The following is a 21,395-nucleotide window of genomic DNA, read 5'->3' on the forward strand; positions in this document are numbered from 1 at the left end:
GTGCTAATGTTCACTGTAGTCAGAAAACGATCCCTTTCATCCACAGAATGAAGATCTTACGCCATGGCAGATAAAGACAACGAAAACAAAGCGTTACTTGAACCTTTTCTGTCAGTGACCAAAAACAGTGGTGAAGTTATTCAGCTTCATCCCAACAAGAATAATACCGTTCAGCCGGTGGCGTTAATGCGTCTTGGACTGTTCGTGCCGACCCTGAAATCCACCGCACGCGGAAAATCCGGTGCTATGGCTTCAACGGATGCGACTAAAGAGCTGAAGAACCTGACTCTGGTGAAGGCGGAAGGCTACGAAAAGATTACCATTACCGGCGCACGGCTGGATATGGATAACGATTTCAAAACCTGGGCAGGCATTATTCAGTCTTTTTCTCGCTATCCGACCAAAGGCGATACGGTTACGCTGCCGTTTATCGATTTTGTGAAGATGTGCGGCATCCCCTCTGCCAACTCGTCAGCCGCGCTGCGTAAGCGCCTTGATGCCTCTTTACGCCGCATTGCCACCAACACGCTCTCTTTTGAAGGTAACGGCAAGGCGTATCATACCCACCTTGTGCAGTCAGCTTATTACGACCGCGAAAAAGATATCGTGCGGATTCAGGCCGATCCTAAGCTGTTCGAACTCTACAACTTCGACCACAAAGTGCTGCTTCAGCTTCGTGCAATCTCCCGCCTTAAGCGTAAAGAGTCCGCGCAGGCGCTCTATACCTTCCTGGAGAGTCTGCCTACCAATCCGGCACCGATATCGCTGGCACGCCTGCGGATGCGCCTCAATCTCGGCTCCAAGACCACCACGCAGAACCATGTGGTTCGGCGCGCGATGGAGCAACTGAAAGAGATTGGTTATCTGGATTACTCTGAAGTGAAGCGCGGTCGCTCAGTCTTTTTTATTATTCACAGTCGCACGCCCAAGCTTGATGGCATCGGTAATCTGGAGAGCATCGATTCGCTGGATGACATTGAGTTTGAGGATTAACGCCTGACGTTCACTGTAATCAGTATTACGGCGTGGCAGTGTCACTTTCTCCGGCAAGGGTGACATTGCGCTATCCCTTTCCCATTCACTGTAATCAGTACTCCACCTGTGTTCACTGTAGTCAGGAACGTTCACTGTAATCAGTGAAGAGCACACGTGAATTCATTGTCATCACCTCCCCTTTTTTTCTGATGTGTTGAATCAGAAGGCTTATATGGTAAGTATGTGCTCACACACTTATAAATCAGCACCTGCTTATTACCCTTCTGCTGATTACAGTGAACGTCCTGACTGAGGCAGGATACGCGGCTTTGTGCTGATTCCGAGAGCGCCCTTTACTGATTACAGTGAATGTCTGCTTGCTGCACGGTATTCCCGTCCATCTCCGCTGGCCTGCTGTAGGGACTGAGACGCTTTGCCCTGCGCGTTATGCCAGCGTGACACTGTTACTGATTACAGTGAATGTTTGCCGGATGACGTCGTTACCATCCCGGCATACCCCTTTCTGCTGCGGCTTGCCCCGTCCGTTACTGATTACAGTGAACGTTAGTAACCCGAGCCTGATTCAGGTCAGCGGTGGCAGCATTGCTGCGGCCTACTGATTACAGTGAACGTTCTGCTGAATACAGTGAATGTTTGCCTGCATTTGACGCATCGCCTTACCGCTTCTACTGTTTACAGTGAATATCTGTATCAACGACGTACTGTCTGATGTCTGGCGGCATGAGCGTAGCCAGCTTAACGTCCGCCGGGACAGCTGCCAGCCTGTGCGGATCCAAACGCGTTTTAACGGAACTGAGGCGTCTTGCTGATTACAGTGAATGTTCACAGGGTGGTTCTGCTATTACTGACTACAGTGAATGTTCGTTCGTGTCATGCCTGACTGATTACAGTGAACGAACATCTGCCGCTCTGCCGACCCGACCAGGTTCTTGAACCGAAGATGCCTGTTCTCTCACCAGGTTCTGATGCTTTTACGAACCAGGCAGAATTTCCTGGCTCATGCCTGCTGATTACAGTGAACGTTTTTGCCATTCCACCCCCTGCGGTGACATCTGATCAGTGAGTTTACTGATTACAGTGAACGTTACTTTTGCCCGGCACCCGGAATGAGGTTGCTGATTACAGTGAATGTTCAGCGCGTGCAGCGACCAGCTTCTGCCTCTTTTATGCGGCGGATGTCCGGGTGCGACAAGTCGCGTCCGCACCTTTCCCTGCTTCTGCTCATCACCTGATTCAGGAATCACTTTACTGATTACAGTGAATGTTCGTGCTCATCCGCGCCATTCGCCTGGTTCATCTTCCTAGCTCTCTTCCTGAATGCGATTTTAAATGCTGTTTGCTGATTACAGTGAATGTTCTGCTGATTACAGTGAACACTGTCTTCAAACAGCCTGTAAAACCGATCTGTTTGAAAGTAATAGTGTGATGAACCTCACCAAAACCGGTGCTGTTACATAAAAACGCAGATTATGTTGAAAGGATAATTTATTGCCTTACGTGCAGCATTTATGTATAAAGTCATAAATCCTACATGTTTGGAGCGACTATGGCTAACGATGACAAGCAGGTGATGAAGGTTGCGCAGCGTTCTGAACGCATGCTGCTAAGCCTCACCGACCAGATTCAGGCGCAAAAGCAGGAATTGCAGGAGAATACCTATTACCAGGTCTATGCCAAAGCGGCGTTAGCAAAGTTGCCCAAACTGACCCGAGCCAGCGTCGATTACGCGGTCAATGAGATGGAAGAGAGCGGTTATCAGTTTGATAAACGCGCAGCAGGTTCTTCCGTTAAATATGCGATGTCGATTCAGAACATCATCGATATTTATCATCATCGTGGTGTACCGAAATACCGCGATCGCCACAGTGACGCTTACACGATTTTCGTGGGCAATCTGAAGGGTGGCGTCTCTAAAACGGTTTCTACCGTTTCGCTGGCTCATGCCCTGCGTGCCCATCCCCACCTGCTGTTTGAAGATTTACGAATTCTGGTGATCGACCTCGATCCACAGTCCTCAGCAACCATGTTTTTAAACCATGAACGTTCTGTGGGGCTGGTGGAAGCGACAGCAGCGCAGGCAATGCTGCAGAATGTCAGCCGCGATGAGCTGGTGAACGAATTTATTGTGCCGTCGATTATTCCGGGTGTGGATGTGCTGCCTGCCTCGATTGATGATGCGTTTATCGCCTCAAGCTGGGATCAGCTTTGTGCCGAGCATCTGCCGCAACAGAATGTTCATGCCGTGTTGTACGACAATGTCATTGCCAAACTGAAGAAAGATTATGACTTCATTTTTATCGACAGCGGCCCGCATTTAGATGCTTTCCTCAAGAATGCGATTGCGGCCTCTGACCTGCTGATGACCCCGGTGCCACCCGCTCAGGTTGATTTCCACTCGACGCTTAAATATCTGACGCGTCTGCCGGAATTAATCGCGATTATCGAAGACTCGGGCGCGACCTGTCGTCTTCAGGGCAACATCGGCTTTATGTCCAAGCTCTCCAATAAAGCTGACCACAAACTTTGTCATAGCCTGGCAAAAGAGATTTTTGGGGGCGACATGCTTGATGCTGCCCTGCCCCGTCTTGATGGTTTTGAACGTTGCGGCGAATCCTTTGATACGGTTATCTCCGCGAATCCCTCGACCTACGTCGGCAGCAGCGAAGCATTGAAGAATGCGAGATCGGCCGCAGAGGACTTTGCAAAAGCCGTCTTTGACCGTATCGAATTTATTCGCCTGAACTGAGGTTTGTATGAGCGCAAAAAGAATTACGATTGGCAGAACCTTCAGCCAGACACCACTGGAAAATGAGACACCGGACAGCCAGCACAATCAGACATTCGTTCTGGCTACAGGCAAACGCGCCCTGTTCCGTTTTGAACGCATTGCCGCCAGCGATGTTGAAAGCAAGACCTTTGTGACAATGGAAACCAATGGCCGCGATCAGGCGGGGCTGACACCAGATTCACTGCGTGACATTATCCGCACCATTAAACTTCAGCAGTTTTTCCCGGCCATTGGTGTGATGCGTGACGACCGCATTGAGATCCTCGACGGTTCACGTCGGCGTGCTGCTGCCCTCTACTGCAAAACAGGTCTGGATGTGCTGATCACGGATGCCGCTATCACACCGGATGAGGCACGCAGGCTGGCGCAGGATATCCAGACGGCTCGTGAACATAATCTGCGGGAAGTGGGAATGCGTCTGCTGGCGTTAAAAGATGGCGGCTTATCGCAAAAGGAGATTGCTGAAAATCAGGGCTTATCGCAGGCGAAAGTCACGCGTGCTCTGCAGGCAGCCAGCGTGCCCGCCGATTTAATCGCACTTTTCCCTAATCACGCTGAGCTCACCTATCCGGATTATAAGGCGCTGTTGCAGGCCGCTGACAAATTAAGTGAGTCCGGGCAAAGCGTCGAAGCACTGATTAATGCCATCTCAAGAGAAATTGATGTGGTTTGCGCCCGCGAAGGGCTTGCTGAGGATGAGCTGAAAAATCACATTCTGCGTCTGATTCGACAGGGCAGCCAGACCCTGATGAAAGAGCCGGAGAAAGATAAAACGCAGGCGACGGCGCTTTGGTCTTTTGCTGATAAAGATCGCTTCGCACGCAAGAAAGTACGCGGCCGGATGTTTAGCTATGAATTTAACCGGCAGTCGAAAGAGTTGCAGGAAGAGCTGGATAAAGTCATTGCTGAGACCCTGAAAAAATATCTCAACCGTTAACCTCACCGCCTTTACTTCAGCCAGCGTCAGACGCTGGCTTTTTTTTGCCTTGTAAAGCTGAAACTGGCTCGGAAAAGGGACCGGAGCCCGGATTTCAGCCTGAAATCGCCAGCCCGCCAGTAATCTTTTTCTATTTAAGCTATTGAATTTTAATGTATTTCAGGATTGGATCGCCTCCCGGAACTGCCTGAAATCGCCATTCTTACAAAACACCCGCCAGAGATTATGGTTGCTCTCTTATCCTGGAGCGCTGTGACATGAAAAAAGCGTATTCCTCTCCTGATGCAAACTCTGTGGCCCTGGTAGCGGTCGCAAATTGCAAGTAAAGATTTTCTGCTGCTGGTTCATTAGTGACCAATTAATGTTCACCAGTCCTGCGTTGCTGTGTATCAGTCTGATGCAATATGCAGCATTCTCCGCGTGCCCTCACATAATGAAGTACACCGCCAGTGAAATTTAATGCTTAACAGTCTGTTTATAAAGAAGAATGGCAATGAATTTCAGCCTGAAATCGCCATAAATTTTAATGATAGCCCGCCTGTTTACCGTTCAGAAATGAACTTTTGAGATCATAATTGAATCGCAACCCGCTGACAGTAAAGGCATCATCACGGAGAGGAAAAAGATACTCAGAAAATATCCCTCACTTATCCACAGAAAAAGTGGATAACTTTTTAATCAGGCTAAAATTATTTTCCTCCTCACGCGATCAACATGAGAACGACAGGGTTAAGAACGCACCGTAAACCTGAAGTCAGCTGACTCAAATCAGATTCACTGTATTGAGTAAGATGGATAAAAGCGTGTGCTGAAAACTGGAAAACGCATACCGGGTCAGGTCTGAAAGGAGCAAAACTGCGCCTGTGACTGTTTACAGTGAATCGGGGATCCTCACTGATAAACGACACAGAGGAGCGGCTTAAATAAACGGTAGCCGGACTTCACAGATTCTGCTGATGTGCTGTCGGCCTTCACCACGGCAAGGTTACGCGACCTGTGCAAGACAATGGAATGCAGCGACAGCAAGACCGTTTTTCACAGCGGTGATCTGCGTAACCATCGCATCGGCAGAGACGCCATGGTCATGCAGCACCGGTAAAGCGCCTGCTGCCAGGAATGCGCCCGGCAAGGCAATCTGCCTGAAGTCATGTGAAGTCGCAATAGCCTCACCTGACCCGCCTGAGATTGAATGATTCTCTGCCGTGACAACTTAAGTGTGATCAGGGTGTTCACTCCCGACGTTAACCCGCCAGACGTGCGGGCAGGGACTGGCGCGGGTTAAGGGATCAGCATGCCGCTGTTTGCATCCAGCGTGATACCGATGAGATAACCTGAGAGATCGCTGGCGAGAAACAGCGTCGCGTGAGTGACGTCGCTGGCGGTTCCGGCGCGGCCAGGTGGAATGCCGTCGAGAATGGCGTGGCGGCGTTCGTCCTGTATCAGGCCACCGGTAATATCAGTCTGAATCAGACCCAGGGGCAGCGCATTAATGCGTTTCTGGTCCGGGCCGAACGCCCGTGCCATCGCTTTAGTCAGGCCCGGTACGACTGCTTTTGCTGCTCTGAAGTGCGGACCTTCGAAGATGATGCCGCCACGCTGATCCGATACTGATGAAAGACAGACAATGCTGTCGCCTTTATTGCTGCTGCATCGTCGGGCTCACCGCCTTGAGACATCAGCAGCGTGCCGCGCAGGATGACATCCAGAATGCGATTGTCATCTTTAATGCCAATCTACAGGGGCTTAACTGGCTGCATGATACCCGCATTACTAACCAGCAGATCAATACGGCCGTAATGATCAATTGCCTTGTCGATGGCAAGGTTAACTGAGAGGGGGCGGTCACGTCGGTTGCCAGGCCGGGATGCCCGTCGCTTCCCAACAGCCAGCAAATCCAAATCAGGTCTCACCACACGTGCGCCATGCTGAGCAAAGCAGGCGGTAGTGACTCGTCCAGTGCTGTGCCGGGAAACGGCACCCGTAATAATCGCAACCGTGTTTTCAGGCAACATGTTCCACTCCAGAAAATAATCATTCGCGGTCCGGTATCAATACCGGCAGGGTCTCGATCAGAATTGATAAAGCACTGATTATTGGGAATGCAGAAAGATTCTTTTGATGCTGAATGAATGTGTTCGTTTGATGCAGTTAATACGGCCTGATTTTCGAAAGTGAAAGGCTGGCGCAGGATTATCTGCGAAGCGGGAAACGGGTCAGAGTGTTGTCGGAACAGGAGAGCCTGCCCGCCAGCGCCCGGCTGGTGTTTCCGCGAGGCTTCGTACAAACCCGCGTTGCTCACTTCCTGAGCTGGATTCAGGAGGCGCTTAACACGTCATTCTGATATTAAAATAACGTCCGTTCCGTCACTATGACGCCGGTTTATTTCTTCTGTTCATTATTCCCGTCCTGAACGCTGCATTGCCAGCGCTAACTTTTAAATACCGTCTACACTTGCTTACCCAATCGGTAAATATGTTCCATTTCTATTCCGTATGAAACTTAATCAAACGGATGTTTAACTTATTAATGGCAGGAATATTATGAGTACGAATACACCAGACTCTGGTGAAGCGGGCGGTCACGCGCCTGCGGATACGGTACGCCAGCGCATTTTTTTAGTGGTGCTGGTTGCCACGATGGGCGCGCTGGCTTTCGGTTATGACACCGGGATTATCTCAGGTGCGTTACCTTACATGACGTCACCGCCCGATCAGGGTGGCCTCGGGCTGAACGCATTCACTGAAGGGCTGGTTGCCTCTTCGCTGGTGTTCGGTGCCGCCATCGGCTCTTTCCTCAGTGGTTTCTTCTCCGACCGTTTTGGCCGTCGTATTACCCTTCGCACTTTGGCGGTCATTTTTGTGCTGGGTTCACTCGGTACGGCACTTGCGCCTTCCGTCAATGTGATGGTGGCAATGCGCTTCCTGCTGGGCATTGCTGTCGGCGGGGGTTCTTCTACCGTGCCGGTATTTATTGCCGAGATTGCCGGGCCGCGTCTGCGTGCGCCGCTGGTGAGCCGTAATGAACTGATGATTGTCACCGGTCAGCTCATTGCTTATGTCGCCAGTACGCTGCTGAGCTATCTGCTACATGATGAGCACCTGTGGCGCTACATGCTGGCCATTGCGATGGTGCCAGGTTTCCTACTGTTTGTCGGCACGTTCTTCGTTCCGGCCTCACCACACTGGCTGGTGGCAGAAGGGCGTCTGAAAGAGGCGAAAAAGATTCTGAAGTATCTGCGTGAAACGCCGCGTGAGGTGCGTCATGAGATGGCCCAGATGAAGAAGCAGGCAAAAGCCGCAGAACGCGGGCCGGATGCAAAAGCCCTGATTCGTGAGAAGTGGGTTATCCGCCTGATGATTATTGGTGTCGGGCTCGGCTTCGTCGCGCAGTTCACCGGCGTTAACGGCTTTATGTATTACACGCCAATCATCCTGAAGTCGACCGGTCTGGGCACCAGCGCCTCTATCGCCGCAACGATCGGTAACGGTGTGGTTTCTGTTCTGGCGACCTTTGTCGGTATCTGGGCGATTAGCCGCTTCCCGCGCCGTACCATGCTCATTACCGGTTTATGTCTGGTGATTACCGCACAGATTCTGCTGGGCAGCGTGATGACCTTTATGAGCTCAAGCCTGATGCAGAGTTATCTCGCCCTGGGCTGTATTCTGCTGTTCCTGTTCTGTATGCAGATGTGCATCTCGCCGGTCTACTGGCTGATGATGTCCGAGCTGTTCCCCATGCAGTTGCGCGGCGTTTTAACCGGTGGCGCTGTCTCACTACAGTGGATTTTTAACGCGGTGGTCGCGTTCGGCTTCCCACCGATTATGGAATATGCCGGTAGCACGACCTTCTTTATCTTTGCCGCGATTAACGTCGGGTCGCTGATCTTCGTGATGGCGATGGTGCCTGAGACGCGGGGCAAAAGTCTGGAAGAGATTGAGTCACACATGAAAGAGAAGTTTGGTGAAAAGTCGAAGCAGGCTGAAGCCTGCTAACGCCTCCACCGGATTCGGCCCACTGGCTGAATCCGGTTTCTCCCTTATCTGCTCTCCCTCGCGCGGCATTTCTTTCCTGCAGTAAAGCAGGCGTCATTCACTGTAATCAGCACGATCCTGCAAACTCATTTCGCTTTTTTTTGGCGATTTCAGGCTGAAATCGCCAAAAGCTGCCTGACTAATCGGATGCCATTGTCGGAAGAAACAGCCGTTTAAGCGAACCATGACCGCTAACAAAGATTGGATCCGGCGCTGCGCTATACTCAGTTTTCATCTGCTCTGCACGCTGACCGGGATGCACCATGAACATATCAATCTCTGTGGCAGTTGTTGCTGCTCTGCTAATGGCTGCGCCATCGCAGGCTGAAAATGCACCGGTTTCGTCCTGGTGGAATAACGTCACTGACGATGTGGCACAAACCTGGAATGCGCCTCAGCACACCGACCTCTATCTGCCGTTTATCAGCTGGCACGCCCGCTTTATGTATGACAAAGAAAAAACCGATAACTACAACGAGACGCCCTGGGGCGGCGGGCTGGGGGTTTCCCGCTACAGCGACAGCGGCAACTGGAGTGCGCTCTATGCGATGGCCTTTATAGATTCACACAATGAGTGGCAGCCCATTATCGGTTATGGCTGGGAGAAGGGCTGGTATCCGGGCGCGGGTCAGAACTTCCGGCTCGGTGCCGGATTAACAGCGGGTATCACGGCGCGTGAAGACTTTGGCAATTATATTCCGCTGCCCATCATTTTGCCGCTGTTCTCTGCGGGTTATCAGTCGCTGAATGTGCAGTTCACCTATATCCCCGGCACGTATAATAATGGCAACGTGCTGTTCGCGTGGTTTCGTTATGCCTTTTAATTTTTCAGGAAAAGATCAATGACCCGGATGTTGAAAACGGCCACTCGCAGATTCTGGCGTTTAACGCTTGTCATCGGTTTGCTGTTACTGCTGCTATTGATTATCCGCATTTATGAGGCGGAGCGCGGCCCGGAATTACATCGCTGGCACACCTGGATCCCGCATGAGCTGACAGTTGAACAGATAGACAGTGCCCGTTTCGCCGATTACCTCAGCGCTGAAAATCATCTGTTTGAGGAGATGAAGCAGCAGGTCACTGACAAACTCGATGCGGAAGATAAAACGCCGCTCAACCGATACTTCGCGGGCAGCCTGATCTATCCGGGCCATTTTGCCCAGGACTGGAACCGTTCCTATATCCTGCGTCCGGTGGGCACGCCGCGTGGGGCGGTTGTCCTGTTACATGGTCTGACCGACAGTCCTTACAGTCTGCGTCACATAGCCGAAACCTATCGACAGCAGGGCTATGTGGCCGTAGCGATCAGGTTACCGGGTCACGGCACGGTGCCTGCGGGACTGACGGATGTCGACTGGAAGGACTGGATGGCTGCTACACGCTTAGCGGTGCGCGAAGCCACCCGTCTGGCAGGAAACCAGACACCGCTGCATCTGGTGGGATTCTCTAACGGGGGAGCGCTGGCGGTAAAATATGCGCTCGACAGTCTGGGGGACGCCACGCTGCGTCGTCCGCAGCAGCTGATTCTGTTATCGCCGATGATCGGCGTCACCCGCTTTGCGCGGTTTGCCGGGATTGCCGGGCTGCCCTCTGTGTTCCCGGCCTTATCGAAAACAGCCTGGCTGAATATCGTGCCGGAGTTTAATCCGTTTAAATATAACTCTTTTCCGGTGCACGCCGCCCGACAGACCTATCTGCTGACGCAGGCGCTGCAGAAAGAGATCCAGTACTACGCACGTCATCAGCAGTTGTCCGGTTTCCCCCCAGTACTGACCTTTCAGTCGGTCATGGACTCCACCGTCAGCACGCCGTCGGTTATTCGCTCGCTTTATCATTATCTGCCAGAAAATGGCAGTGAGCTGGTGCTGTTCGACATTAATCAGGCTGTCAGCGTCAGTCCGTTATTCCGTCACTCTTCTTACACCGCAGTTAGCCAGCTGTTGCCCGCTGCCCGTCGGCATTATTCCTCTACGGTTATCACCAATGCTGCCGCCACGTCGCTGGAAATGGTGACAAAAAGCGTGCCTGCCGGAGAAATTCAGGAGCGGATTCACCCTCTGGCAATCGACTATCCGGCAGGACTCTACTCACTGTCGCACGTTGCGATTCCGTTCCCGGCTGAAGATGGTTTATACGGCAGTGCGCCTGCCCGGAAAAATGAGTTTGGGATCAGTTTTGGTACGCTGTCACTGCGCGGCGAGAGTGCCGTACTGATAGTCGGGCTGGACTCGATTATGCGTGCCACCTCCAACCCGTTTTACCCTTACATGATTAGCCGAATCGATCACCACATCGGTTGCAGTGACAAGCCGCACCTGGCGGCCTGCCTCAGCAGTTTCTGAATCCACATCGCATCAGGCCTGCATCATGCGTGCCTGATGTTATATCGCATTCAGCGTTTCCATTATCTCATCCGACAGGTGCAGGCGGCTACTGGCCAGATTCTCTTTAAGGTGCTCCGGCGAGGCGGTGCCGGGGATCAGCAGAATATTGGGCGACCGCCGCAGCAGCCAGGCCAGAGCGACCTGCATCGGTGTCGCGTTCAGGGAGGCCGCAACGTCATTGAGCCGATCAGACTGTAACGGCGAGAAGCCGCCAAGCGGGAAAAAGGGCACATAGGCGATGCCCTGCTGCGCCAGCTGATCTATCAGCTCATCATCCTGCCGATGCGCCAGGTTATACATATTCTGTACGCAGACAATCGGCGTCATCGCCTGAGCTTCGGCAATCTGCGTGGCGGTGACATTACTCAGGCCAATATGCCGAATCAGCCCACGCGACTTTAACGCCAGCAGCGCCTCCAGCTGCGGTGCCAGAGAGCCCTCTTTGGGCTTAGCCGGATGCAACATACTGCGCAGGTTCACCACCTCAATCACATCCAGCCCCAGATTGCGCAGGTTATCCTCCACCGCCTGTGTCAGCGCCTCCGGTTCCATCGCCGCCAGCCAGCCGCCTTTAGCATCGCGGCGGGCACCGACTTTGGTCACAATCGTCAGATCCTGCGGATAGGGATGGAGCGTCTTTTTAATTAACTGGTTGGTGTCATGCGGGCCATAGAAGTCGCTGGTGTCGATATGATTGACGCCAGCCGCGAGGGCCTCGCGTAACACCTGCATTGCCCGCGCTTCATCTTTGACCGGGCCGAATACGCCTGGACCGGCCAGCTGCATTGCGCCGTAGCCGAGACGGTTAACGTCACGATCGCCTAACGGATAAGTCATGGTGATGTCTGACATGGAAACCTCCTGCGTGAGTGTAGATTAAGTGTAACGGTGATTTAGCTTTGCAACTATCCGGTCACATCCGGTATCCGGCAAAATCAGGCGGACTGTACGCGATGATGCGCACAAGTAAATGCCAGGGCGCTGGCGGTGCAGGGGATTGGACCGTCGCGCTCACCCTTGCCGGAAGCGGGGTATTTCTCTGTCTGATAAGAGGCTCAGGCCTGCCGTCAGCCGCGGCAACCCGGGTGGCTGACCTTTTCCGCACCGTGGCGTTACTACAAACAACGCCGTCGGGTTCCGGCCCCGCTTCAGGTTTTCGGACGATGTTCGCAGAATCCCTGTGCGAAAACATCAGCTATACCAGCTGAATCCCTGGGGGACCCGTGAAAATCCGGCGTGTCGTAACGCGTTTAGCAGCGGTGACTGCGATACCGGTTTCCCATCCACTGTCTCCAGCGTGAAACTCCCGGCCTTTTCCCGTTTCAGCGCCACGCCCAGCGCCGCGACCGCGGCTTCAAGCTGCGCGAGGTCATCGCTGAACGCCATCAATTCTTTGCCGCCTGGCGTCATAAAGAGGATCAGCGCACCGCCTGCGAGCACGACCCGTGCCCCCTGACGACGGGTCGGGCGCAGGCCGCTGGCATGAACCGGCCAGCTCAGCATTGCGCCAAACGGGTTCGCGGGATCAAGTGCGGCCAGCGCCACCGCGTCAGTGGCCCCGGTTGTGGCGTCGGCCAGCGCCCGCAGCCGTTCAATGGTCGGGTGGTCAGCAAACTGCGCACCGCCTGACCCGGCGATAAACTGTCCGCGCAGCAGCCGACCTGCATCTTCCATGCTGCGAAGCACCGGCTGTAACGCCGGAAAGCCGCCGGGTATCTGTTCTGAAATCGCGCAGCCTCGCGTGATCACCCCATAGCGGTCGAGCAGATTTTCGGCCAGCGAAAGCGCCAGTCGGGCAGGGGGCATCGCCTGCCGGTTTATCTGCGACCAGCGGCCAGCCAGCGTGTTAACTGCTGGCCGGCGTGCGGGAAGTGCGCCTGGCGTAAAGCGCTGTCCAAAGCGGGTGCGCAGGGTCCGCGCCGGACGTGAACGTGTCACGCCTGGCGTAGTCAGCAGCCCACGTACTGCAATCCAGCTATCCGCAGTGACATAGCCACGCCACACCAGTTGCCATAAGGCGTCATGAATGTCGGTGGGGTGTGTCTCTGACGCATCCATCTGCGCCATAATCTCATGAACAAACCACGCGCCACCGCGGCTGAGGGCGTCGAGCGTCGCCTGCTGGATCGGGGTCAGCGGCGGCACAGAGTCAGCCTCCGGCAGCGTCTCTGCGGCAAATTCTGTGAGGTGCAGGGAGATCAGACCATCATTCTGGCCCAGCGCTTTATGTCCGCACCAAATCACCTCGCCACCGGCTAACAGCTCGTCGAGCATGGCGGGCTGATAGTCGGCTATCCTGGCACGCAGAATTTGTGATTCCCACAGCGAGGCGGGTAACGGTACGCCCGCAAGTTGCTCTATCACCCGCAACAGCCCGCTGACACCCTGTTGCTCATGGTCAAGCAGGCCGTGACGCTCCAGCAACAGGCTGACCCAGGCTGCCTGTGGGACAGGTCGGGTGGCCTCGCGTGCTGATTGCAGTGAACGTAAGCGCAAGCGTTTGAAGATGGCTGAGCTGACCCACTCCGTTTCCGGGGTGCCCGGTGCGACACCTGCATCCAGCAAACTGCCCTGTTGATACAGTGAAAGCAGCACCTCCTTCACCACGGCCACGCCCAGATCAAAATGGCTCGCCAGCTGTCGGGCGGTGAACAGCGTATGGGTGCGGGCATAGCGGTTAATCAGGTCGCGTAAGGGATCGGCCTGTGGCACCAGAAAGGTTTCGGGCAGATTGTCAGGCAGCTGAGTAGCCAGCGCATCGCGCAGACGAGACGCGTCTTCGATCACTGCCCAGCGATCTTCGCCTGCGAGAGTTACCGGAATCACGCGCCGGGCGGCAGCAAATTGCGTGAGTGCTTCTGTGATTTGCGTGCGGCTACCGCTGAAACGCGCCGAGATACCGGCAATGGAGAGCGGACCGAGCTCGCGCAGCAGATCGATAATGGCTTCCGCGTGCTGTGCCTGATAGCGGGCGTCAACGCGCTGCAGCTCTTTTTCGACCTGCTCAACCACGTCAGGTGCCAGCAAATCTCGTTTGCCGGTCTGGCCGAGCAGTTCACCCAGCAGATGACTGTCGAGCGCCAGCAGTGAGGCGCGCCGTTCTGCCTGCGGGGCATCACTGGCATAGATAAACTCGGCGACATAACCGAACAAAAGTGGGGCAGCGAAAGGGGAGGGCTGTTCGGTCGTCACCTCAACCAGTTTTACGCTGCCCTGAGCCAGCTGTTCCATCAGCTGGTGCAGGGCAGGCAGATCGTAGACATCCTGCAGGCATTCGCGCGCCGTTTCGATCAGGATGGGGAAATCGTCATACTCTCGGGCGACCGCCAGCAACTGACCCGCGCGTAACCGCTGCTGCCAGAGTGGCGAGCGCTTTCCCGGACTGCGCCCCGGCAGCAGCAGTGCGCGTGAGGCACACTCCCGGAAGCGGGCGGCAAACAGCGCTGATTGCCCGACACTCCCGGTGACTGCCTGAGTAAGCTGGTCGGCGTCGAACAGAAACAGCTCAGCACCGGGCAGATGTCCTTCACGGGCGGGGAAGCGGGCAACGATGCCGTCATCGCTGGCTGCAACCGAAGCATCAATGCCCATGCGATGCCGGATACGGGCAGCGATTGCCAGCGCCCAGGGCGAATTGACCCGCTTTCCCCACGGCGAGTGCAGGATCACCCGCCAGTCGCCGATTTCATCCCGGCAGCGTTCAATCAGCACCGTACGATCGTCCGGCAGCACGCCGGTTGCGTCACGCTGTTCAGCCAGCAACGCCAGAAGATTGTTAATTGCACGGGCATCCAGTCCCAGCGCGTGCAGCTGCGCCTGCGCCTCAGCCGGTGGCAGAGAGCTCAGCTGGCGCAGAAATTTTCCGAGGCGGGCACCTGAATCGGCTGAACGGCCAACGCCCTCACCGCGCCAGAAGGGCAGGCGGGCCGGGCGACCTGGCGCGGGCATCACCAGCACCTGATCGTGCGTGATTTGCTGAATCCGCCACGACGTCGCACCCAGCGTAATGATGTCATTGACCCGCGACTCATACACCATCTCTTCATCCAGTTCGCCGACCCGACGAGAACCCGCCTGTTCTTCGCCTTCCGGCAGGATGACGCTGAACATGCCGCGATCGGGAATGGTGCCGCCGCTGGTGACGGCCAGATGCTGCGCGCCTGGTCGCGCTGTCAGCAGACCGCTCTGGCGATCCCACACCAGCTGAGGCCGCAACTGAGCAAAAGCGTCTGAGGGGAATTTACCCGCCAGCATATCAAGCGTGGCATCAAACAGCCGACGCGAGAGGGTACGAAACGGATCGGAGCGGCAGACCTGTGCATACCACTCATCGGCCTGCAAGGGGTCCATCGCCACGGCCGCCAGCGTCTGCTGCGCCAGAATATCGAGGGGGTTTCGGGGCGGAGCCAGCGCATCGAGCTGCCCGGCCCGCATTGACTGCAGCATCACGGCCGAGTCAAGCAGATCGCGTCGGGTACGGGGAAACAGAATGCCGGTTGATACGCCGCCAACCTGATGTCCGGCACGCCCGATCCGCTGCAGTGCGCTGGCCACTGACAGCGGTGCGCCTACCTGAATCACCAGATCCACCGGCCCCATATCAATGCCAAGCTCAAGGCTGGAGGTTGCTATCACGCAGCGCAGCCTGCCCTGCTTCAGGGCTGATTCGATCTCGCTTCGCTGCTCTTTTGAGACGGAACCGTGGTGTGAACGGGCTATCAGTTCATCGTTTCCGGCGCACGCCGTTTGCTGATCGTCATCGGCTTGCTGCTGCGCCTGATAACGCGCATTGAGCCGCGCAGTCAGCTTTTCTGCCAGGCCACGCGAATTCACAAACACCAGCGTGGCACGGTGGGCCATGACCTGCTGCAGAATGCGCGCTTCAATGTGCGGCCAGATCGATCCGCTGGCAGAGGTCGCTTCACCGGTCACTTCATCGACGCTGGCAATGTCGGTCATATCTTCAACCGGCACCTCGACTGTCAGGTGCAGCGTGCGGCTGGCGGCAGGATTAACCACCTGAACCGGCTGACAGCCTCCGAGAAAAGCCGCCACGCGCTCAACCGGCCGCACCGTTGCAGAAAGCCCGATGCGCTGGGCGGGCTGTGGCAGCAGTGCATCCAGCCGCTCCAGACTCAGCGCCAGCTGGGAACCACGTTTTGATCCCGCTACCGCATGCACCTCATCGACGATAACCGTCGTGACGCCCTGCAACGTGGTGCGCGCTTTTGAGGTCAGCATCAGAAACAGCGATTCGGGCGTGGTAATCAGGATGTCGGGTGGGCGGCGCAACAGCCGGGCACGCTCTGCGCTGGGGGTATCGCCGGATCGCATACCGATATTCAGCGTGATCCCGGGTTCATCCAGCCGCTCCCGTTCGGCGTACACGCCAGCCAGCGGCAGATTCAGGTTGCGCTGCACGTCAGCGGCCAGCGCTTTGACCGGTGAAATATAAAGAATACGGGTGGTGGTTTCGCGTGTCGGCGCGGGCTGGCGGGTTCTGACCTGAAACAGCGTGTCGATAGCGGTAAGAAAGGCCGCCAGCGTTTTCCCGGAGCCGGTAGGCGCGATCACCAGCGCATGCTCACCGCTGGCAATCGCCTGCCATGCTGCCTGCTGTACCGGTGTCGGGGCAGCAAAGGTGGCAGAAAACCAGCGTCGAGTGGCGGTTGAAAAAAGGGCTAAAACCGTATCGGATTGGGATTTCGACATCATACTCACGGCATCGCGCAGTGTCTGCGTCTGGAATTCATCCGTTGAGTGTAAGTGAAAATCGCCGTTTGTGGATGACGCGACCGGTATCTGGCCGCGTCAGGGCATTTATGAACGGGCTTCACCGGCCAGAGCGCGACCCCTGACCGCGAGGAGTGACACCAGCGCCAGCACGATAATGGTCAGGCCATAGAACCAGGCGGTCTGGTTCAGGCCGATATGCGGTGCCGCAACACCGGCTGCAATCGCTGGCAGGGCAAAAGCAAGGTAGCTTTTGATCAAAAAGGCGGAGAACAACCCGGCGCGTTCGTGACTTTCCGCTAGCGGCATGATGATCTTCAGCACGCTGGAGAAAATCGATCCAAACCCCTGACCCGCAATGGCGGTGCCCAGATAGAGCAGGGCCACGCTGTGCAGGGAAAGGCCGGTCAGGGTGACGCTGACGCCCGCCATCAGCATCAGCGTACCGATAACCAATGCCCGCGCCGGAGGTAACAGACGAAAGAGTAATACGGCTGCCGTTGCGCTTAGCATCAGCGTGGCGACAATCGAGCCGCCGATAAACGGCGACGTCAGGCCAGTTGCGTTTGCCACCATCGTCGGCATCAGTGAAAGATAAAATCCGCCCAGCATCCAGGTGGCGATGTTCACGGGCGTTACCTTCAGCAAGGGACCCAGCGCACGTCGCGGGATGCTGACCTGCGGGCGCAGCGCGGCTAATACACCCGGCTGAGGCGTAATTGTTTCCGGTACTAAGGGTAGAAGCGCAATTGCGCCTGCCATCAGCGCCATCAGCAGCGCGTAAATCGTGACCGTAGGAAAAGGCGCATAGCTTACCAGAATGCCGCCTGTCAGCGTGCCGAGCGTCATTCCGAGAAACGCGGTAAACGAATTCAGCAGGGGGCCACGGGTTTTACTGGCATCAATCAGGCTGGCACCAAAGGTCGGCAGTGCGATACCGGTAGCAAAGCCCTGCACCAGTCGGGCGGCGATTAAGGTCGAAGCGGAACTGGCTTCCATAAAGATCACCAGCGCGACCGCGTTAATCGCCAGTGCCAGCAGCATCAGCGGACGCCTGCCGGTGTAATCTGATATTTTACCCACCGTCAGCAGTGCGGCCAGCAACGCGAAAGCATAAGCACCAAAGATTAACGTCAGCAGGGTTGGCGTCAGATGAAACAGGCTGCGATAAAGCGGATAGAGCGGCGTCGGTGCGCTGCTGGTGGCTGAGATGAGTGCCGCACCGGTGAAGCTGAAAAGGGTGGTGCGGGCAGCAGCCTGAGGCGTCAGTGCAGGATTCATGAAATCACCTTAATGCAAAGGATTAGCTTTTAATAAGGTATACGGTGATTAACGCCTTAATGCAATATCTTTGCTTTAACGTTTCCTGCGGCAGGGAGAAGGGTGAGCTGAAAGCGGGTGAGCTGTTGTGTTTGATGTTAACCAGGAGGGGGGGTCAAAGACGTGTAGTGGTTGCAGGTGATGAACGTCCGCTAAGAGCGAGGAGCGGACATTCACATATCACATGTGACCTATTGCTGAATTTGCGTTAGTTCCGGCAGAATCGGTAAATCATTAAAATGAAAAGATTAGTATTAATTTATGCTATACGCCCATGACATGTGACATGACCGCTTGATGAAGTCGTCGTGGGGTAGCCCAGGTAAAAAAGGTAATAGCTTTATTACCCATTCCAGGTACAACGCTCATTTTCCCTGCATTAAGAGCACGAATACCGGCTTTGACAACGGGAGCTGGCTTCATCATGGCGCGTTTAAGCATTGGGGTTAGCTTTTGCTGAGCAGCTTCGGCAAACCCGGTGTCAGACATACCAGGACACAGTGCTGTAACAGTAATACCGTCTTGCTTCAGCTCACGGTGCAGGGCATCCGAAAACTTCAGAACAAATGCTTTTGCTGCTGAATAGACGGCAAAGTTCTTCACGCCCTGATAGGAAAGCAGGCTGGCAACCATCAGAACACGGCCTTTTCCAGCAAGTTTCATGTCTGCTGCAAATAGTCGGGTAACCGCGACCAGGCTGGCAATGTCAAGGTTGATCATGTTAAGTGACTCATCAAGAGAATGATCGAGAAACTGCCCCTGTAGCCCGAAGCCCGCATTATTTACCAGCGTTTCAACCCGGATATTCTGTGTCTTCAAACGCTGATGAAGCTCCCTGACTGCGTTCATGTCAGAAAGGTCAACCTGCTCAACAATGACATCAGTATCATAACGCTCACGGATTTCCTGCGCTAAGGATTGAAGTTTATCGAGTCTCCGTGCTACCAGAATGGCCGCTCTGCCCTGAGCGGCGAACTGATGGGCAAATTCTTCGCCGAACCCTCCGGAAGCCCCGGTGATCAGCACCCATTCTGTGCTTATATTTTTCATATCAATAACTCCGGAAGTGATTGTATTGTTAAAGCAGTTACCTGCGAATTAAAAACAAGATAACTGCGTTTCTGATTGAATTTTTGTTAAATGACCTGACTGATTCATAGTTTAAGGGGGGAGAGCTCTGTCAATCGCAGCATGAAATCAAACTGACTTTCGCTGGTTGTGACAGTCAGTAATCCAGTCTGCCAGAGCAAATGTTCCAGGTGGTGAGCATGGTCAGTCAGTACTACAACAGGGTTGATGTTTTCTGCCTGAATCAGCATCGCCATCCTGACACAGTCTGGATGGCGGAATAAAATACGTAACTGCTGGACGGAAATTTCCGGGATTAGCGAAACAAGAGTATGAACAGAACGCAGGTACAGGCTCTGCGATATCAGACTTAAATCATAGCGACAGGGACTAAGAATAATTATCTCTGCTTCGTCTGAAACAGACTGGCTGTCGTCCAGGGTCCAGCAGGGATATGCGGTTGCCAGTTTCTGAACGCGACTGCAGTCGGAGGGATAAAGAAACACCTGCGTTTCAGGCATGGCACGAAAGATTGCCATGACAATGCTTTCAGATAATGCATTGAGACCGATAAATCCTATCCTGCGCATATATCACCCGGACCACAGCCCACACCGATTTTTATTGGTAAAAGTTCTGCCTGTAATGGAGGCAGAGCTGAATTAATATCCTTTCTAATATCAGGATGCGTTATCACTCATCTCAGGTGGCTGCCACCCTCCGCCAAGTGCCCGAAAAGCTGCTACCGCTGCACGCGCGCTTTCGGTCTGAGCCTGTGCTTTTGCATCCGAAGCCTTAAGAAGACTTTCTTCATCATGTAAAACGTCTATCAGGCTTGCGGTACCCTGTTTCCATGCTGTGAAAGACGACTGGTGGGCATCGGACAGTACGGTTACCCCTCTGGATAGTGTGGTGGTTTGCATTTCACTGTTGATCAGAGACGAGAAAGCATTTTCAACCTCCTCGCTGGCACGCAATACCGTCAGGCGATAAGCGGAAAGCGCTTCCGCCTCCCGTCCTTTCGCCTGGTCTATCTGCGCATTAATACGTCCGAAATCGAAAAGCCGCCAGCGCAGCCCCAGCACGCCGGCAGCCTGGCTGGCCCCGCCCGAGAAAAGATTACCGCTCGACACGGACGTTGCGCTGCCGAGTAAGGCACTCAGGGTAAACTTTGGATAATACTCGCCCACGGCAACGCCTATACGCGCATTTGATGCCGCCAGATTACGCTCTGATACGATAATGTCAGGTCGGCGGCGTAGCAGGTCGGCAGGCGTTCCTGTAGAGGTTATTTGTGGAGCTTGCGGAATGGCTGCCGGCAGCGCTAACTGCCCGCGGTGAGATCCCGGAGGCGTTCCAAGCATTACGTCCAGCGCATTCATTGCGGCATCGAGTGCTGTCTGGAGAACCGGCACGGTTGCCTGAACCTGTGCCAGAGCCCCTTCAGCCTGTCGAACCTGATACCCGGGAGCCAGCCCTTCAGTCTGAAGCAGTTTCACCTTTTCCAGAAGTTCCTGCTGCGTCCGGACCTGTTTTTCAGCGATTTGCAGTCTGGCCTGTAATCCACGCAGGGTGATATATATATCAGCCGTCTGAGCGGCTACAGCAAGGCGGGTGGCGATTACTCCCGCTTCTGAGGCCTGATAGTCAGCCAGAGCAGCCTCGCGACCGCGACGCAGACCACCAAAAAGATCAATCTCCCAGCCTGCGTTGAGATCGGCTTCATAGCTGTTACCGTAACGATTGTAATCCGGTCTTGAACTGAGAACCTGGCCCAGTGGTGTTTCAGCTGACTGATATGCGCGTGCCGCCTGACTGCTGACGTTTCCTGATGGCAAAAGTGCTGCTGTGGCCGCGCCCAGTTCGGCTTGTGACTGCGTCATCCGGGCGGTCGCCTGGGCGAGATCGAGATTCTGCGCCAGGGCGTCAGTTACGAGCTTACTCAGGAGAGGATCATTGAATCCCTCCCACCAGACGGCAAAACTGGCGGGCCAGGATGCACTTCTGTTCAGGAGCGCAGACTCATTCATGTAAATTTTCGCAAGCGGTGCATCAGGGCGATGATAATCCGGTCCGACGGCGCAACCAGCCAGTAAAGTGGCGCTCAATATCAGTGCAAAAGGGCGTATGAGAAACAA

Annotated in this window: 14 protein-coding genes and 1 pseudogene; 7 read left to right on the plus strand and 8 right to left on the minus strand. The window is 54.8% G+C overall.

Going from position 1 to position 21,395, the window contains the following annotated elements:
• The first annotated feature begins 63 nt into the window (after positions 1 to 63).
• The 3 genes from N5J69_RS07655 (at position 64) to N5J69_RS07665 (ending at position 4,721) form a co-directional block, all read left to right on the plus strand.
• A complete protein-coding gene (locus N5J69_RS07655) occupies positions 64 to 993 on the plus strand; it encodes a RepB family plasmid replication initiator protein (protein WP_279769282.1) in 930 nt (309 codons plus the stop codon).
• 1,549 nt (positions 994 to 2,542) lie between these two features.
• On the plus strand, positions 2,543 to 3,742 hold the full coding sequence (locus N5J69_RS07660; RefSeq protein WP_279769284.1) for an AAA family ATPase: 1,200 nt from the start codon (positions 2,543 to 2,545) through the stop codon (positions 3,740 to 3,742).
• A 7-nt stretch (positions 3,743 to 3,749) separates the two neighbouring features.
• Entirely contained in the window at positions 3,750 to 4,721 is a 972-nt protein-coding gene (locus N5J69_RS07665; RefSeq protein ID WP_279769286.1) for a ParB family protein, read from the plus strand.
• Between the two features lie 985 nt (positions 4,722 to 5,706).
• Here N5J69_RS07665 and N5J69_RS07670 read toward each other — a convergent pair.
• The gene (locus N5J69_RS07670) at positions 5,707 to 5,850 is read right to left on the minus strand and encodes a hypothetical protein (protein ID WP_279769287.1); all 144 of its coding nucleotides are present in this window, start codon (positions 5,848 to 5,850) and stop codon (positions 5,707 to 5,709) included.
• 149 nt (positions 5,851 to 5,999) lie between these two features.
• Positions 6,000 to 6,733, minus strand: a pseudogene (locus N5J69_RS07675) (SDR family oxidoreductase).
• A gap of 206 nt (positions 6,734 to 6,939) precedes the next feature.
• Between N5J69_RS07675 and N5J69_RS07680 the strand changes: the two are divergent.
• The 4 genes from N5J69_RS07680 to N5J69_RS07695 all read left to right on the plus strand — a co-directional run bounded on the left by N5J69_RS07680 (position 6,940) and on the right by N5J69_RS07695 (position 11,094).
• Entirely contained in the window at positions 6,940 to 7,062 is a 123-nt protein-coding gene (locus N5J69_RS07680) for a hypothetical protein (RefSeq protein WP_279769288.1), read from the plus strand.
• A gap of 199 nt (positions 7,063 to 7,261) precedes the next feature.
• The gene (locus tag N5J69_RS07685; protein WP_279769289.1) at positions 7,262 to 8,713 is read left to right on the plus strand and encodes a sugar porter family MFS transporter; all 1,452 of its coding nucleotides are present in this window, start codon (positions 7,262 to 7,264) and stop codon (positions 8,711 to 8,713) included.
• Positions 8,714 to 9,015: 302 nt separating this feature from the next.
• The gene (pagP, locus tag N5J69_RS07690; protein WP_279769291.1) at positions 9,016 to 9,576 is read left to right on the plus strand and encodes a lipid IV(A) palmitoyltransferase PagP; all 561 of its coding nucleotides are present in this window, start codon (positions 9,016 to 9,018) and stop codon (positions 9,574 to 9,576) included.
• Between the two features lie 18 nt (positions 9,577 to 9,594).
• On the plus strand, positions 9,595 to 11,094 hold the full coding sequence (locus N5J69_RS07695) for an alpha/beta hydrolase (RefSeq protein WP_279769293.1): 1,500 nt from the start codon (positions 9,595 to 9,597) through the stop codon (positions 11,092 to 11,094).
• A 39-nt stretch (positions 11,095 to 11,133) separates the two neighbouring features.
• Here N5J69_RS07695 and N5J69_RS07700 read toward each other — a convergent pair whose 3' ends face one another.
• The 6 genes from N5J69_RS07700 to N5J69_RS07725 form a co-directional block, all read right to left on the minus strand.
• Positions 11,134 to 11,988: an aldo/keto reductase family oxidoreductase gene (locus tag N5J69_RS07700; RefSeq protein ID WP_279769294.1), complete on the minus strand. Its 855-nt coding sequence runs from the start codon at positions 11,986 to 11,988 to the stop codon at positions 11,134 to 11,136.
• Between the two features lie 339 nt (positions 11,989 to 12,327).
• Positions 12,328 to 16,851, minus strand: a complete 4,524-nt coding sequence (locus N5J69_RS07705; protein WP_279769295.1) for an ATP-dependent helicase — start codon at positions 16,849 to 16,851, stop codon at positions 12,328 to 12,330.
• Between the two features lie 105 nt (positions 16,852 to 16,956).
• Positions 16,957 to 18,150 (minus strand): MFS transporter, encoded by a 1,194-nt coding sequence (locus N5J69_RS07710; RefSeq protein WP_279769296.1) that lies wholly within the window; start codon positions 18,148 to 18,150, stop codon positions 16,957 to 16,959.
• 303 nt (positions 18,151 to 18,453) lie between these two features.
• Entirely contained in the window at positions 18,454 to 19,239 is a 786-nt protein-coding gene (locus N5J69_RS07715) for an SDR family oxidoreductase (RefSeq protein WP_279769297.1), read from the minus strand.
• Between the two features lie 104 nt (positions 19,240 to 19,343).
• Positions 19,344 to 19,847, minus strand: a complete 504-nt coding sequence (locus tag N5J69_RS07720) for an NADP oxidoreductase (protein WP_279769298.1) — start codon at positions 19,845 to 19,847, stop codon at positions 19,344 to 19,346.
• Between the two features lie 90 nt (positions 19,848 to 19,937).
• On the minus strand, positions 19,938 to 21,395 hold the full coding sequence (locus N5J69_RS07725) for an efflux transporter outer membrane subunit (protein ID WP_279769299.1): 1,458 nt from the start codon (positions 21,393 to 21,395) through the stop codon (positions 19,938 to 19,940).

The sequence above is a fragment of the Pantoea sp. GD03673 genome, from assembly GCF_029844725.1.
Taxonomy (GTDB): domain Bacteria; phylum Pseudomonadota; class Gammaproteobacteria; order Enterobacterales; family Enterobacteriaceae; genus Pantoea.